We start from the raw sequence: 15695 nt of genomic DNA on the forward strand, positions 1-15695 counted from the left end.
CACGCACGACGCTCAAGTCGGCGTCAGCTTCAACAGACGTACGTTCGAACCGTCCTCCAGCAGCCAGATCGCGCCGTCCGGACCCTGCTCCACTTCGCGGATACGCTGACCCATCGGGTAGCGCGACACTTCCCTGCCCGTGTCGCCATCGAACTGGATGCGGATCAGCGCCGTCGAAGCCAGGCCGCCGATGAAACCGTTGCCGCGGAAATAGGGGAACAGGTCGCCGGTATAGATGATGAAACCCGCCGGTGCGATGACGGGTGTCCACCAGGCTTCGGGGGCGTTGAATTCCGGCCGTGTGGAATGGTCGGGAATGTCGCTGCCGTCGTAGTTGCTGCCATTGGAAACGATGGGCCATCCGTAGTTGGAACCGCGTTCGATCAGGTTGAGTTCGTCGCCACCCATAGGACCCATTTCGTGTTCCCAGAGCTGGCCTTGCGTGTTGAAAACCAGTCCATAGACGTTGCGGTGGCCCAATGACCACACTTGTGCGGCGACACCGCCTTGGTTGACGAAAGGATTGTCCGCAGGAATCGAACCGTCCGCATTGAGGCGCAGGATCTTGCCCAGATTGGATTGCAGATCCTGCGCCGGCGTGCCCTTCTGACGCTCGCCCGAACTGATCCACAGCTTGCCGTCGCGGTCGAAGGCGATGCGGTGACTGTAATGCGCATCGCCGCTGACCTTGATCTGCCGCCACAGCACCTGCAGGTTGGACAGGCTGCCATTGTTGCCGCTCGCATCCAGATTCAAGACGGCGCGGGCCACGGCCGCGCCGCGGACGCCGCCGGTGCCTTCCTCCGCATAGCTCAGATAGACCCAATGATTGCTGGCGAACTGCGGGTGCAGCACCACATCGCCCAGGCCGCCCTGCCCGCCGTAGGCGACGGCCGGCACGCCGATGATTTCGCCGATCTGCTTGGTGGCGACATTGATCAAGCGCAATCTGCCCGGTTTCTCGGTGACCAGCAGACGTCCATCGGGCAGGAAGGTCATCGCCCAGGGCTGGTCGAAACGCGCGACTTCGGTGCTCTTGAAAGCGGGATTGGGAATCTGCCGGGCGGGCAGATTGCCGCCCATCGAGGGGGGCTGCCCAGGCGCGGCTTGCGCAACGGCGCTGGCCTGGACGCCGGCCGGCCGATTCGCCGGTATGACGCGTGGAAAAACTGCACGCCGGGGCGCAGCGCGTTCGGGCGCTTCCTGTGCCGAACGTTTGCTGTCGTCCTCAGTGCCTGGCAGATCGCACGCGGTCAGCAACAGCAAGCAGCAGGCAAGCAGGTATCGAGACGGGCGCATGGCGGCACTCACACCGGGGGATGCCCGCCTTTCTACTCCAATGCAGCGGAGAAAGCTGTGATCGGAAGCAGAAGGATGCAGGGAGCGGTCAGAGCTTGAGGTACCACCGACGGCGGTCCATCCAATACACCACTCCCCACCACAATCCCACGAACGCCAAGGCGAAGGCCAACGACGGCAAGTAGGGCCCGAAACGCGGGCTCATCCATTGGCTGAAACCGACACGGTAGATCGGTTCCCACCAACCCAGGCCCGCCAGGGCATAGACCATAGCCGCCGATCCGACATAAGCGGCAATGGCGTTCGCCCCGAAACGGCGGCCTAGCGCAGGCCACTTCCTTTCATCAATCAGCGCATGACACAGGACCAGCGCCAGCATGGCCCAGCCCGCCGTCCACAGCGCATAAGAGGACGTCCACAGATTCTTATTGAACGGGAACCAGTACGACCAGGCGAATCCGGCCGCCATTGCGATCACTGCGGCCAACAGCAGTCGCTTCACGTCGCCGCCGCGCAGCCATTGGCCCGCGCGCACGCCCAGCAGCGTGGTGGCGATGGCGGGCAGCGTGCTCAACAAGCCTTCCGGATCGTGGCCACGTCCGCTGGCCGCGTCGAACTGGTAGGCCAGTGGCCCCAGCAGGGCGGCGTCGAGGCGACTGGCCAGATTGTCCCACGGCGCCAACGAACCGCCCGCCACAAGCGACGCCCAATAGCCCAGCAGCAGGAGGGCGATGATCGTCCATTGCGCCTTCGCGCGGGTCAGGGTCGCCAACATCCCCGCTACCGCGAAACATAGGCCGATGCGTTGCAGCACGCCCCACGGCCGGAACCAGGGTTTGTCCAGCAACCAGAACGCCAATAGGTGCAGCAGCAAACCCAAACCGATGATCTTCGTCGCGCGCAGCAGCACCGCACGTCGCAGCGAAGCCAGGTCGGCGCCCGCTTCCACGCGCGGCACGATGCCTAGGGCGATCGACACGCCGACGATGAAGAGGAAGAACGGAAACACCAGGTCGGTCGGCGTGCAGCCGTTCCATTCCGAATGCAGCAGCGGCGCGTACACGTGACCCCAATCGCCCGGGTTATTGACCAGCAGCATCGCCGCGACCGTGATTCCGCGCAGCGCATCGACGGAATCGAAGCGCTGCGGCGTGTTCGCCTTCATTGCCCGCCGTTGATCCACGTGGCGACCACTTGCAACGAATCGTCCAGCGCCACCAGATCGGCGCGATAGCCCGGCGCGATATGTCCGTAACGATCGCCGATGCCGAGGAATTCGGCAGGATAGGTCGAGGCCATGCGCGCGGCTTCTTCCAGCGATATCCCGAGCAGAGAGATGCTGTTGCGCACCGCGGTAGCCATGTCCAGCGCCGAGCCGGCCAGCGCGCCGGCCGCATTGCGCACCACGCCGTCGCGCGCGGTGATCACCTCGCCGTATAGTTCATAGCTGGGATCGTCCGCACCCACGGGCGGCATCGCATCGGTGACCAAAAAGATCTTGCCGCGCGGCTTGGCCGCCAGCGCCACGCGCAGGCTGGCCGGATGCACGTGATGTCCGTCGACGATGACGCCGCACCAACAATGCGCGTCTTCCATCGCCGCGCCGACCGCACCGGGTTCGCGGCCGGTCAGCGGCGACATCGCATTGAACAAATGGGTGAAACCGCTGATTCCCGCATCGATGCCGGCGCGGGTTTCGTCGTAGCTGGCGGCGGTATGGCCGGCGCAGACGATGGCCCGGCGATTCACGAACGCCCGCACCGTTTCCGCGCCGACCCGCTCGGGCGCGAGCGTGATCAGCGTTATGCCGTTATTCAGGGCGGTAGCGAACTCGATCTCCTGCGCGTCCGGCACGCGGAACTTGCTGGCGTCGTGGGTGCCCTTGCGCGCGGGCGCCAGATAAGGGCCTTCCAGATGAATGCCCAGCACACCCGGCACGCCCTGCGCGATCGCCGCGCGCGTGGCGGCGATCGCCTCGCGCATCCTGTCGGCATCGTCGCTGATCAAGGTGGGCAGGAAACCGGTGGTGCCGAACTTGCGGTGCGCCGCGCCGATCCGCCGCAGCGATTCCACGTCTGGAGAATTGTTGAACAGCACGCCGCCGCCGCCGTTGACCTGGCAATCGATGAAGCCCGGCAGCAGGATCGCGCCCTGCAGGTCGTGCGCATCGTCCGCGCGCTGCAATGCCTCGTGCTCGGGAACGACCGCGGCGATGTTTCCCGCTTCCAACAGCACCGCGACGCCCTCTTCGATCCCGCGATCGGTGAGGACACGGCCATTGACCAGGGCCAGACGGTTATTCATACGGTCTCGGTGACTTTGTTCAGATGCGGCGGCACATCGGGATTGTGCCCGCGACGCAACGCCAATGCATTGATGGCGCGATAGAAACTCTGGATGGTCAGCAGCGGGGCGCAGGCCGGATGCGATGCTTTCACCAGCGGCAGCTCGCCGTGCGCCGACGATACCCAGACCTCGGCGCCGCGTGCGCGGAATTCCTTGGCCAAGGCCAGCATTCCGGCCTCGGTTTCATCCGGTTGCGCGAAGCAGAGCACGGGGAAGCCTGGCCCCACCAGCGCCATCGGCCCGTGCTTCACTTCCGCCGAACTGTAGGCTTCGGCATGCAGTCCGCAGGTTTCTTTGAACTTGAGCGCGGCCTCTTGCGCCGCCGCCAGGCCGAGACCACGGCCGAGCACGAACAGGTTGTGCGCATCGACCAGCCCTTCGGTCAGCGGCGACCAGTCGGCCTGCCAGGCGGCGCGCAGACTGTCGGGCAAGACGTCCAGCGCGTCGAGCAGCGGGGCCTGGTTTTTCCAGTTCGCGGCCAGTTGCAGGATCGCCGATAGCGACGACAGATAGCTCTTGGTCGCGGCGACGCTGCGTTCGGGCCCTGCATGCAGCGGCACGACCGTATGCGCGAGTTGCGCCAGCGGAGAATCCTCCACGTTCACCAATGCGACCACGCGCGCGCCGGCTTCGCGCGCGGCTTCGGCGTTGCGCAACAGGTCCGGGCTTTTGCCCGATTGCGAAATGACCAGATACAACGCGCCTTCCAGTTTCTGTTTCGCTTCGTAGACCGAGCCGACCGAGGGCGAAGCCGAAGCGGTGACGATGCCCAGCTGCGTTTCGAACAGGTATTTCGCATAAGTGGCGGCATGGTCGGAACTGCCGCGCGCGCAGGTCGCCACGAACGGCGGCGGGTTGCGGCGCAGATCTTCGGCCAGCGTGGCGATGACCGATGCGTTGCGCGCGAACTGGGTGGCGACCACCTCGGCGGTCTGTGCGGCCTCGGCGTACATCAGGGTGTCGTGGGGGGCGGGCAAACCGGTCTGGTTCGTTGCTGCAGTGTTCATGGGGGTGGGGTGGCTTCAATCGTTGCGCGGGCGTACCGGCGCGGTGGAGCCGCGCACCACCAGTTGCGGCACGAAGCCCTGGTTGTGCAACGGCGTGGGGTTGTCGTCGTAGGCGTCGTGGCGCAGTCCTGCGATCAGCAGACGTGCGGCCTGCCGGGCGATGTCTTCGGTAGCTTGCTTGGCGGTGGTCAGCGCCGGCCAGGACTGTTTGGAGAAAGGGCTGTCCTCGAAGCCGGCGATGGACAGGTCGTAGGGCACGTTCATGCCCGCCGACTTGGCCGCGGCCAGCACACCGGCGGCGATTTCGTCGTTGGAACCGAAGATCGCGGTTGGCGGTTCGCGTAGTGCGAGCAGGCGCCGCGCGCCGCGGAAACCGTCGTCGAAGGTGTAGTCGCCAGGCACGACCAGGTGCTTGTCCAGGGTGATGCCGTAATCCTTCAGCGCCTTTTCGTAACCGTTGTAGCGTTCGATGCTGGAGCGGTGCGCCAGCCCGCCCCACAGGAAGCCGATGCGCTGGTGGCCGAGCTGGATCAGGTGTTCGGTGATCTCGTAGGCGGCGTCGTGGTCGTCCACGTATACGCAGGGGTAGCCGTCGTTGGGATCTTCTGTCGCGGCGATGATGCGCACCAGCTTCACGCCCCGTGCGGCCAGCGCGTGCACCAGCTCCATGCTTTCGGACATGGGCGCGGTCAGCACCAGGCCGGCCAGGCGCGAACGCTGCACCAGTTCGGACAGCTCCTCGGCCAGCAGCGGCGAGGTGGAATCGCAGGGATGGATCTGCAGGCCGAAGCCGGTTTCGCGGCACGCCGCCAGCACGCCGTTTTGCACGCCGATGATGTGGTACGGATTGGGGTTGTCGTAGATCAGGCCGACCACGAACGGCGTGCCGCTGCGCAGGTTGCGCGCGGACTGGTCGGGTTCGTAGTCCAATTCGGCGATGGCATGCAGTACGCGCGCGCGCGTGCCCTGCATGACCGAAGGCTCGTTGTTGATGACGCGCGATACGGTCTTCAACGAGACCTTGGCGCGCTCGGCGACATCCTTGATAGTGGGTCTGCGCATGTTCGGTTCAGCCATGGCCGGTGATTTCCGCTAAGGCGTCCATCATGCCTGTTTAGCTTTGCCCACGCGGTGTCCGCGCAGGGCGAAGAACAGGATGTACAGGTAGCACGGCACGGCGAGCGTCACGAATACCAGTTGGAAATCGTGGTGCTGCTTCAATACGGCGAACAGCTGCGGAATGATCGCGCCGCCCGCGATGCCCATGATCAGCAGCGCCGAACCGGTTTCGGTGAAACGGCCCAGGCCCTTGATGGCCAGCGGAAAGATCGCCGGCCACATCATCGCGTTGGCGAAACCCAGCGCCGCCACGAAACCGACCGACACATAACCCTTGGTCAGGAACGCGCAGAGGGCGAACACGATGCCCAGAACCGCCGATACGCTGAGGTAGCGCTCCTGGGAAATGAAGCGCGGAATCGCCACCAGGCCGCTCAGATAGCCCAGCAGCATCGCGCCGAGAGTGAAGGAGGTGAAGAATTTGGTTTCGTCCAGCGGCAGGCCGAAGCCGTTGCCGTAGGTGCCGATGGCGTCGCCCGCAAGCACTTCGACGCCTACGTACACGAACAGGCACAGCACGCCCAGCCACAGGTGCGGAAACTGGAACACGCTGCCCTTGCCACCGGCTGCGCCGTCGACGCGCTCGGCATTGGCGTCGGAAGGCTTGATTTCAGGCAGCGACGAAAACAGGATCGCGATCGCCACCACCACCAGCACCGCCGCCATCACCAGATAAGGGGTATGGATCTTCGCGGCGAACTCGTTCAACAAGGTCGCTTTGGTCGCCGCATCGGCGGCGCTGACCTGCGTGGCCAGGTCACCGATGCCATGCAGCACCAGCGAACCGATCAGCAACGGCGCCAGCATGCCGGCGATCTTGTTGCAGATGCCCATCAAAGCGATGCGTTGCGCCGCGCTTTCGATCGGGCCCAGGATGCTGATGTAGGGATTGACCGCGGTCTGCAGCAAAGCCAAACCACCGCCGATCACGAACAACCCGGTCAACGCGCCCGCATACACGCGCTGCGTGGAAAGCTCGCCGAACAAGGCCGCGCCCACCGCCATGACGAACAGACTGAGCGCCAGCCCTTTCTTCAGGCCGGTGCGCTTCAGCACCAGCGAAGCGGGCAACGCGAGCACGAAATAGGAAATGTAGAAGACGAAGACGACGAAGAACGCCTTCACCTCGTCCAGATCGAAGGCGAGCTTCACGAACGTGATCAGTGGTCCGTTGATCCAGGTGAAGAAGCCGATGATGAAGAACAGCACGCCGATGATGGCGATGGAACCGACATGCCGGTTGGCGGCGGCAGCGGCGGTAGCGGGTACTGCGGTCATGGCGATGGACTCCCTGGGGACGGTGGCCGCAATCACGCCGGTAAGCGAGCGGCGCCGGAGGCAGATCTGCGGCTCTAGCTGGGAATAACGTTGTCATACTTTTCTCTCCAGGGCCACTTTGGAGGCACACCGCACCTATGGAGAGCTCCAAATCCTCGCCTGAATTTTCTTGCGCCGCAACAAGATGACCGTATGGAAGACAACCATATGTGCATGAATATGAACATTAATATTCAAAAATGCGCTGAATTTGTCAGAATTATTACTGACATCGATACCGTTGCAACCCTCCTGGCCGGCCCTGCCAGTTTTTCGTGACCACCTGTTGACAACGTTGTCAGACCGATCCCACACTCCGGCGCAATGGCCCTGCGGATTTCTGCGCCGCGGCTCGCGAAGACATGGGGAGATGTGTGGTCGCCAACGCCAATCCAATGCCGGTTAGCCCCCTGGACACGTTGCATGAGCGGTTCATCGCCGCCGACGTGGGCGGGACCCACGTACGTATCGGACTGGTACAGGGCAGCGACGATCCCGCCCACCCGGTGGTCGTGCTCCAGTACCGCAAATACGTCTGCGCCCAATACCCGGGCCTGACCGAAATCATCGAGGATTTCCTCGGCACCCTCGAAGGCGAGACCGTCAGCCGCGGCGTGATCGCCAGCGCGGGTTATCCGCTGGAAGACGGTACGGTGATCACCGCCAACCTGCCCTGGCGCCTGTCGCCGCAGGAAATACGCGAACGCCTGGGCTTCCGCGAGTTCCGCCTGGTCAACGATTTCGAGGCCGTGGCCCATGCCGCCGCTTATGTGGACGCCAGCGAAGTGCTGCGCCTCACCGGTCCGGAAATCGCCCCGGTGGTCGGACCCACGCTGGTGCTCGGCCCCGGCACCGGCCTGGGCGCGGCGGTGTGGATTCCCACCGGCAAGCGCGCCGTGGTGCTGGCGACCGAAGCCGGCCAGGCCGCGCTGACCGCCGGCAACACCATCGAGATGGCGCTGCTGGCCGAAATGCTGAAAGACCGCACCCACGTGCCGGTCGAATACGCCCTTTCCGGCCCCGGCCTGATGAACCTGCATACCGCCTTGTGCGCGCTGCGCGGTTCGCGCAACGAATACAAGACCCCGGGCGAGATCACCGCCGCCGCGATCGCCGGCAGCGACGCTCTGGCTCGCGAGAGTCTGGAGATTTTCTGCGGCCTGCTGGGCAGCGCGGTCGGCGACATGGCATTGCTTTATGGCGTGCAGGGCGGCGTCTACCTGGCCGGCGGCATCCTGCCGCAGATTCGCGAATTCCTCTTGAACAGCAGCTTCGTCGAACGGTTCCTCAACAAGGGACCGATGCGCGCGGCGCTGGAACGCATACCCGTGCGGTTGGTCGAGCACGGACAACTCGGCGTCATCGGCGCCGCGAACTGGTATCTCGGCCAATGTGAGGGTGGGTAGGAGAAAAGTCGTCGGAGCGACCACGGACCACCTGCTTGGGGCAGGCGCGGTCCAACTGCAAACGATCAGCAACAACAGGCATAGGCACGGCAGCGGTCTTCGTTGCCACAACTCAACCAGCGATGGGGAAGCATCATGAACTGTAAGAAATCAATCCTTTCGGCTGCGATCGTGGCGAGCCTCAGCTTCGCTGCGCAGTTGCATGCGCAGGAAACGACCAGCGCCACGTCCACCCAAGAAGCCACGGACCTCGATACGGTCGTCGTCGTGGGTATCCGCGGCAGCATCGAGAAGTCGCTGGACGCCAAGCGCGGCGAGAACTCCCGCGTCGAAGTCATCACTTCCGAAGACATCGGCAAGATGCCCGACAAGAACGTCGCCGACTCCCTGGCCCGCGTGCCCGGCGTCAACATCAGCGCCGCCAGCGCCAACGAAGGCGCTTTCGACGAAAACGACCGCGTGTCGATGCGCGGCACCAGTCCCAGCCTCACCCAGACCCTGATCGATGGCCACAACATCGGTACCGGCGACTGGTTCGTGCTCAACCAAACCGGCACCGTCGGCCGCAGCGTCAGCTATTCGCTGCTGCCCGCCGAACTCGTGGACAAGGTCGTGGTACGCAAGTCCTCGGAAGCCAAGATAGTTGAAGGCGGCGCTGTCGGCAGCATCGACATCATCACTCGCAACCCGCTCAACTTCGAGGAAGGCTTCAGCATCTTCGGTTCGGTGGGCGCGGTATACGCCGAACTTCCCGGCAACACCGACCCGCAGATCTCCGTGCTTGGTAACTGGAAGAATGCCGATGGCAGCTTCGGCCTGTCCGTCCAGGCTTTCAGCGAGGAACGTCACCTGCGCCGCGACGGCCAGGAGCTGCTGGGTTACGACACCATCGGCGCGGGCACCGCGGCCGGCACGGCGCATCCGGACCTGGTGGGCGTGTACTTCCCGACCTTGGTGGGTTCGGCGCTGTTCGAACAGGAACGCAAGCGCACCGGCGGCATGCTGACTATGCAGTTCAAGCCCAGCGATTCGGTGGAAATCGAGGCGAACTACTTCCGCTCGGACATGAAGGCCGACAACTACAACCGCAACTACATGCTGTGGGGTTCGCGCATCATCAACGGTACCGCCGGCAACAACGGCCAGGTACCGTTGGCCGGATACGTCGTCCGCAACAACACGCTGGTCGAGGCCGAGTTCGCGCCGACGCCGGGCGCCGATCCCAGCAACGCATTCGGCATCTACGATGAGATCTCCCGCCCAGGCGCCAAGTCCAGCACCGAATTCTTCAGCGTCGACGGCAAGTGGAGCGTCAGCGAAAACCTGACTTTCTCCGGCCAGGCCGGCACTTCCGAAGGACACGGCGAAAGCCCCGTGCAGGATGTGGCGGAATGGGACGTCGGACTCAACAGCGGCGGCGGCTGGGCTCTGCACGGTGTGGGCGCCGCCGACTGGCATCTCGGCAATGCCGTGACCGGCGTTCCGGGCGTGGCCAATGTCGATTATCGCCTCGACTGGATCTTCGGATTCCAGGACATCGACGTAGTCGACAAGGAAGACTGGGCCAAGATCGACGGCGAGCTGCTTTTCGACAGCAACAGCGCGTTGAGCTCGCTGGATTTCGGCGTCCGTAGCGCCAAGCACGAGCGCAATCTGGACCAGGTCACCGCGCAAGGCCCGGCCTGCCTCGTCAACGGCGTGGTGGATCCCTCCTGCCCGGTCGGTTCCTCCTCCCCCTTCGATCCGGCCAACTGGCCGAGCGGCTTCCAGAACTATCCGGGCGACTTCGGCGACGGCCTGGGCGGCAATTTCCCGCGCGATATCTGGTACCACACGCCGGAGCAACTGGCTGCGCTGAATGCGTTCACCAATCGCGACAAGGAAGCGCGCTTCTACTTCCCGGGCGCCTACGGCCTGGAAGAGCGCAGCACCGCAGCCTATGCGCAGTTGAATTTCTCCGGCGAAAAGTGGAGCGGCAACGTCGGCCTGCGTTACGTGCGTACCGAAGAAGACGTCAAGAACTACGTCAACGCGGACCCGACCGATCCCGACGCGATCACCACTTCGCTGTTCGGCGCGTTCAAGACCGTGCAGACCAAGAACACCTACAACGACTGGCTGCCGAGCGCGAACTTCAAATACAACCTCAATGACGACATGGTGCTGCGTCTGGCCGCTTCGCGGACGCTGACGCGCCCGGACTTCTCGGCATTGGCGGGTGCGGTCTCGCTCAGCCCGCCTGCGGCCGTCGGCGGCGTGGGTACGGGCTCGGGCGGCAACCCGAACCTAGAACCGATCCTCTCCACCAACGTGGATGCCACCTTCGAGTGGTACTACGGCGAGCGTTCGCTGTTCTCGGTCGGCGTGTTCTACATGAACATCGACAACTACGTGGCCCTCGGCACCGATCGTCAGTCCTATTTCACCATCGATTCCAACAACCCCAATGGCGCACTCATCGACTACGACCTGACCGTGCCGGTCAGCTCAGGCGCCAAGGTGAAGGGCTTCGAACTGGCCTGGGAAGCGCCGATCGGCGAATACTTCGGTGCGTTCGCCAACTACACCTACGCCGATGGCGACACCGACGACGGCACTGCCATGCTGGGCACCTCGAAGAACACCTACAACGTGGGCGCCTACTTCGAGAACAGCACGTTCAACGCACGCGTGAACTACACCTACCGCTCGGAGTTCTACAGCGGCCTGGATCGCGCTTCGGCGTTCTATCAGGACGAGATCGACAACCTCTCGGCTTCGCTGGGTTACAAGATCAACGACAACCTGTCGCTCAGCCTGGATCTGATGAACCTCAACAATCCGAAGACCAAGTACTACGCAGAGAATCGCGACCGTCCGCGTTCGATCTACGAGAACGGCCGCCAGTACTACCTGAACCTGCGCTTCAAGTTCTAAGCGCCGACAGGATACCGATTGCTGTGTTTCCCTCACGGGCCTGGACTTGTCCGGGCCCGATTTTTTTGAGGGATGATGGATGCCAACGATTGATCCGGATACCGAAACATTGTGGGAGCGGCGTCCCGCCGCGAGCTTTTGCTTTCTGCAGCCAGGAGCCAGAGCTCGCGGCGGGACGCCGCTCCCACGACTGTCGGTTAGGATCGACAATATTGCGAGGATGAAGTGATGACGATTTCGGATTGCCTGCGACGTGTCGCATTGATAACGCTGACGGTGCTGGCCATGGCTTCGGCCGGTGCGATGGCCACGACCAGCGCGGCGCCATCGGATCCGATGTTGATCCCCGCGCCCGTATCGATGCAGCGGCTCCCGGGAAGTTTCCTGGTTGATCCGGCCACACAGATCGTGGTGCTGGATCCGCAGGCAAGGGCAGCAGCCGAACAGTTCGCTGCTTTCGTCGCCAGGACCCACAGACTGCAACTGAAGCTGCGCGAAGCCGAAGGCGCCAACAAAGGCGCGATCCACTTCCGCATCGACCCGAAGGCGATCGGCACGGCGCCGGAAAGCTATACGCTGGAGATCGATCCGCAGCGCGCGATCGTGTCCGCGCGCGATCCACGCGGCCTGCTCTACGGCGCGGTGACCTTATGGCAACTGCTGCCGCCCGGCGATGCCCGGTCGCTGTCCCTACCGGCGTTGCGCATCGACGACACGCCGCGTTTCGCCTGGCGCGGGCTGATGCTCGACTCGGCGCGTCATTTCCAGACCGTCGATCAGATCAAGCAGATGCTCGATGCGATGGCGTTGCACAAGCTCAACACCTTCCACTGGCACCTGACCGACGACCAGGGCTGGCGCATCGAGATCAAGCAATATCCCAAGCTGACCGAGGTCGGCGGTTGCCGCATTCCCGCAGGAGATGGCGGTCTGGACGCCGCGGGCAAGCCGAAGCCCTACTGCGGCTATTACACGCAGGAACAGATCCGCGACGTGGTGCGCTACGCGGCCGCACTGCACATCACCATAGTCCCGGAAATCGATGTGCCCGGCCACGCCACCGCCGCGATCACCGCTTATCCGCAACTGGGCGTGCTGGACACGCCGCTGGTGGTTTCCAACGAATGGGGCGTCAACACCAATCTCTTCAATGTGGAGGAAAGCACTTTCGTTTTCCTTGAGAATGTATTGGGCGAAGTGGTCGCGCTGTTTCCTGGCGCCTACGTGCATGTCGGCGGCGACGAGGCGGTGAAAGACCAGTGGAAGGCCTCGGCGCGCGTGCAGGAGCGGATCCGCGAACTGGGCGTCAAAGACGAAGCGGGGATGCAGAGTTACCTGATCAAGCGGCTGGAAAAATATCTGGTGGCCAAGCACCGGCGCCTGATCGGCTGGGACGAAATCCTGGAGGGCGGTCTGCCCGAAGAAGCCACGGTGATGTCGTGGCGCGGCATCGAGGGCGGTATCGAAGCGGCCAACCAGGGTCACGATGTGGTCATGTCGCCTTCGTCGGAGCTGTACTTCGATTACCTGCAGACCGATTCCGCCAATGAACCGCCCGGGCGCCCGGCGACCATTCCCCTCAAGCAGGTGTACGCATTCGAGCCGGTTCCCGCGGCGCTGGCCGCCGACAAACGCTCGCACATCCTGGGCCTGCAGGCCAACGTATGGACCGAGCACATGCGCACCTTCGCGCGCGTGCAGCATGCGGTTTTCCCGCGCATCGCCGCGCTGGCGGAAACCGCATGGTCGCCTGCGCAGAAGAAAAACTGGGATGGTTTCGTCGCCCGCCTGCCTGCGCAGCTGCAGCGTTACCAGGCGATGGGCATCGGCTACGCGCAGACGCCGTTCGAGGTGCGCAGCACGCTGGTCGAAGACCGCAAGCGCAACCGCGCGGAGGTCAGTCTGTCCAACTCGCTGGGGTATCCGGATATCCGCTACACCACCGATGGCAGCGAGCCTTCCGCTGGTTCGACTGCCTACAAAGGCCCCTTCTCGCTGGCGCTGCCCGCAGAACTGCGCGCCGCGGTATTCGTCGACGGAAAGCCGCTGACGCAAGCCGCGACTCGCAAACTCGACGCCGCCTCGCTCTTGAGCCGCAGCGACGAAGAACTGGCAATGTGCACGGGTGCACTGATGCTGCGGCTGGAGGACGACGGCCCGGCCGACGGCGAACGCGCCATCTTCAACGCGGACATCTTCAATCCCTGCTGGGAATGGAAAGCCGCCGATCTCGACGGCATCGCTTCGATCGAAGTGCGCGCTGGACGCATGCCGTACTACTTCCAGCTGGCGCACGACGAGCCCGCGCGCAAGTTCAAGCCGGCGGCGAGCGCGAACGGCGAACTCGAAATCCGCGCGGGTTGCGACGGTGCGGCGCTGGCGACAGTGCCGTTGCCGGCCGCACCCGACGCCGATGGCTTCATAACCCTGAAAGCGCCGTTGGAAGCGACCACCGGAGCGCAGAACCTGTGCATCTTCTTCACCGGCGATACGCGGCCGGCGATGTGGGTGCTGGATCGGGTGACCCTGCATCCCAAGTAGGAGTCAGCGACGTAGGAGCGACGTAAGTCGCGATGGATTGTCGCAAAGGTCTCATCGCGACTTACGTCGCTCCTACGTTTTACCGGAGCAACCGCTGTTCAATGCGTAGCAACAGGTCGCGCCACGGCGACAGTACCGTGGCCATGCCGAGCACCACACCCAGCGCATTGGCCAGCGCATCGGCCGGATCGGAAGAACGGTAAGCGGTATAGCCTTGGGCGATTTCGATGCCGATGCCCAGCCCGACCAGGCCCAAGCCGGCCAGCAACAGCGAACGACGGCTGCCGAACAACTGCACTGCCGCGGCAGACAGCACGAAATAGCCCAACAGGTGTTCCACTTTGTCGCTGTTGTCCGGCAGCGGCGGCAGCGAATCCAGCGGGATCAAGCAGACCACGATCAGCGCCACGATGGCCGCCATCCATAGGCCCAGCCACAGTCGCGGTCTGCGCAGCGGCTTCAGCGCCGCACTCACAGCCGCCACGACAGATCGCCGGACAGGAAAGCGGCGCCGAATTCCACGTCGCGCGAGAATCCCATCACCTGGAAGCGTTCCCCCATCTCGTTGGGCAGGGTGAGTTGTTTGGCCTCATTGCGCAGACGTTGCAGTTGCGCTGCCGATGCGCGCGCTTCGGCTTCCTGCAGCAGTTGCGGCAGACCGTTGCCCAGCAGGAAACTGGCCTGCGTGCAGTAGCCGGTCAAGTCGAAGCCGGCCTGCGTGCCCGCCTCGGCCAGGGCGGTGAAGTCGACCGATGCGGTAAGGTCCTGCAACCCGGGCCACGCATAAACATCGTTGTGGGTCTGGTGACGATAGAAAGCGCGCAGCGTGCCTTGGTGGCGTTGCGGCTGGTAGAACTCGCGGCGCGGATAACCATAGTCGACGAACAGCATCGCCCCAGCTTCCAGCCCACCCATGACCGCCTGAATCCAGTAGGGCAGCTGGGGCAAGAGTTCGGAACGATAACCCTCCGGGAAAGGCGCGCCCAAGGTGCGCTCCAGATGGCGCACCGCCGCCGCCAGCAGCGCATCGGCGGGCCGATCGCTGCGCACGAAGCGGCCGTTTCCGTCCAGCGCGACGCCTTCTTCGAACACTTCGCCATCGCGCAGGGTGAAGCGCGGGGTCGGCAACGCATCGATCACCTCATTGGCGAACAGCACCCCGTTCCAGGATTGTTCGAGAGGGCCATCCAGCCATTCCACCAGATCGAACACCGGCGGTATCAGGCTGCGACCCAGACGTTCGCGCTGGCGCTCGCGCAGGTCCGCGCTGGGTTCGAGGATCGCGTAGCGCGCGGGCAAGGCATCCATCGCCAGCAGGCGCTTGAGCATGACCTCGGCGAAGGCGCCGCTGCCGCCGCCGATTTCCAGGAACTCGGCTTCCGGTCCCAGTTGCCGCAGCACCGGCGCCACGGCGGTGGCGACGCAACCGGCGAACAGCGGGCCGAGTTCGGGCGCGGTGACGAAATCCCCAGCGGCGCCGAACTTGGCGCTGCCCGCGCTGTAGTAGCCCAGACCCGGCGCGTACAGGCACAGCTCCATGAAACGCGAAAACGGAATGCCGCCACCGGATCCGGCGATTTCGCCGCGGACTATCGCCGCCAGCCCTTCGCTGTGATGGGCCGCATCCGGATCGGGCGTGGGAAGATCTGACATGGGAGGGGAATAAGAGAATCGAGCGTCACATCTTACGCGGCAGACGGTGGCGCTAGCCAAGCGTGGATGGCCCGCATAGAATCGTTGATGC

11 protein-coding genes are annotated in these 15695 nt (G+C 64.0%); 3 read left to right on the forward strand and 8 right to left on the reverse strand.

Annotation, left to right across the window (positions count from 1 at the left end; translation table 11 throughout):
• Positions 1 to 12: 12 nt before the first annotated feature.
• The 6 genes from J2W94_RS09440 to J2W94_RS09465 form a co-directional block, all read right to left on the reverse strand.
• Positions 13 to 1083, reverse strand: coding sequence for a PQQ-dependent sugar dehydrogenase (locus J2W94_RS09440; protein ID WP_310093664.1), 1071 nt, complete (start codon positions 1081 to 1083; stop codon positions 13 to 15).
• 304 nt (positions 1084 to 1387) lie between these two features.
• Positions 1388 to 2464, reverse strand: a complete 1077-nt coding sequence (locus J2W94_RS09445) for an acyltransferase family protein (protein WP_310092542.1) — start codon at positions 2462 to 2464, stop codon at positions 1388 to 1390.
• Positions 2461 to 3603 carry an N-acetylglucosamine-6-phosphate deacetylase gene (nagA, locus tag J2W94_RS09450; RefSeq protein ID WP_310092544.1) on the reverse strand — a complete coding sequence of 381 codons (1143 nt, stop codon included), beginning with the start codon at positions 3601 to 3603 and terminating at the stop codon, positions 2461 to 2463. Before nagA ends, J2W94_RS09445 begins: the two co-directional genes overlap by 4 nt.
• Positions 3600 to 4652: an SIS domain-containing protein gene (locus tag J2W94_RS09455; protein WP_310092546.1), complete on the reverse strand. Its 1053-nt coding sequence runs from the start codon at positions 4650 to 4652 to the stop codon at positions 3600 to 3602. Before J2W94_RS09455 ends, nagA begins: the two co-directional genes overlap by 4 nt.
• Positions 4653 to 4667: 15 nt before the next feature.
• Entirely contained in the window at positions 4668 to 5714 is a 1047-nt protein-coding gene (locus J2W94_RS09460) for a LacI family DNA-binding transcriptional regulator (protein ID WP_310092548.1), read from the reverse strand.
• Between the two features lie 42 nt (positions 5715 to 5756).
• The gene (locus J2W94_RS09465) at positions 5757 to 7049 is read right to left on the reverse strand and encodes a sugar MFS transporter (RefSeq protein WP_310092550.1); all 1293 of its coding nucleotides are present in this window, start codon (positions 7047 to 7049) and stop codon (positions 5757 to 5759) included.
• Between the two features lie 434 nt (positions 7050 to 7483).
• Here J2W94_RS09465 and J2W94_RS09470 point away from each other — a divergent pair, with 434 nt between their 5' ends.
• The 3 genes from J2W94_RS09470 to J2W94_RS09480 all read left to right on the forward strand — a co-directional run bounded on the left by J2W94_RS09470 (position 7484) and on the right by J2W94_RS09480 (position 13951).
• On the forward strand, positions 7484 to 8494 hold the full coding sequence (locus J2W94_RS09470; protein ID WP_310092552.1) for a glucokinase family protein: 1011 nt from the start codon (positions 7484 to 7486) through the stop codon (positions 8492 to 8494).
• 135 nt (positions 8495 to 8629) lie between these two features.
• Positions 8630 to 11410 (forward strand): TonB-dependent receptor, encoded by a 2781-nt coding sequence (locus J2W94_RS09475; RefSeq protein ID WP_310092554.1) that lies wholly within the window; start codon positions 8630 to 8632, stop codon positions 11408 to 11410.
• A 228-nt stretch (positions 11411 to 11638) separates the two neighbouring features.
• On the forward strand, positions 11639 to 13951 hold the full coding sequence (locus J2W94_RS09480; protein ID WP_430540579.1) for a family 20 glycosylhydrolase: 2313 nt from the start codon (positions 11639 to 11641) through the stop codon (positions 13949 to 13951).
• A gap of 79 nt (positions 13952 to 14030) precedes the next feature.
• Here J2W94_RS09480 and J2W94_RS09485 read toward each other — a convergent pair whose 3' ends face one another.
• Complete coding sequence (locus J2W94_RS09485) at positions 14031 to 14435, reverse strand: VanZ family protein (RefSeq protein ID WP_310092556.1); 405 nt, start codon at positions 14433 to 14435, stop codon at positions 14031 to 14033.
• Positions 14423 to 15604 (reverse strand): class I SAM-dependent methyltransferase, encoded by a 1182-nt coding sequence (locus J2W94_RS09490; RefSeq protein WP_310092558.1) that lies wholly within the window; start codon positions 15602 to 15604, stop codon positions 14423 to 14425. Before J2W94_RS09490 ends, J2W94_RS09485 begins: the two co-directional genes overlap by 13 nt.
• Positions 15605 to 15695 lie beyond the last annotated feature (91 nt).

The sequence above is a fragment of the Pseudoxanthomonas sacheonensis genome, assembly GCF_031455975.1.
GTDB classification, from domain to species: Bacteria; Pseudomonadota; Gammaproteobacteria; order Xanthomonadales; family Xanthomonadaceae; genus Pseudoxanthomonas_A; species Pseudoxanthomonas_A sacheonensis_A.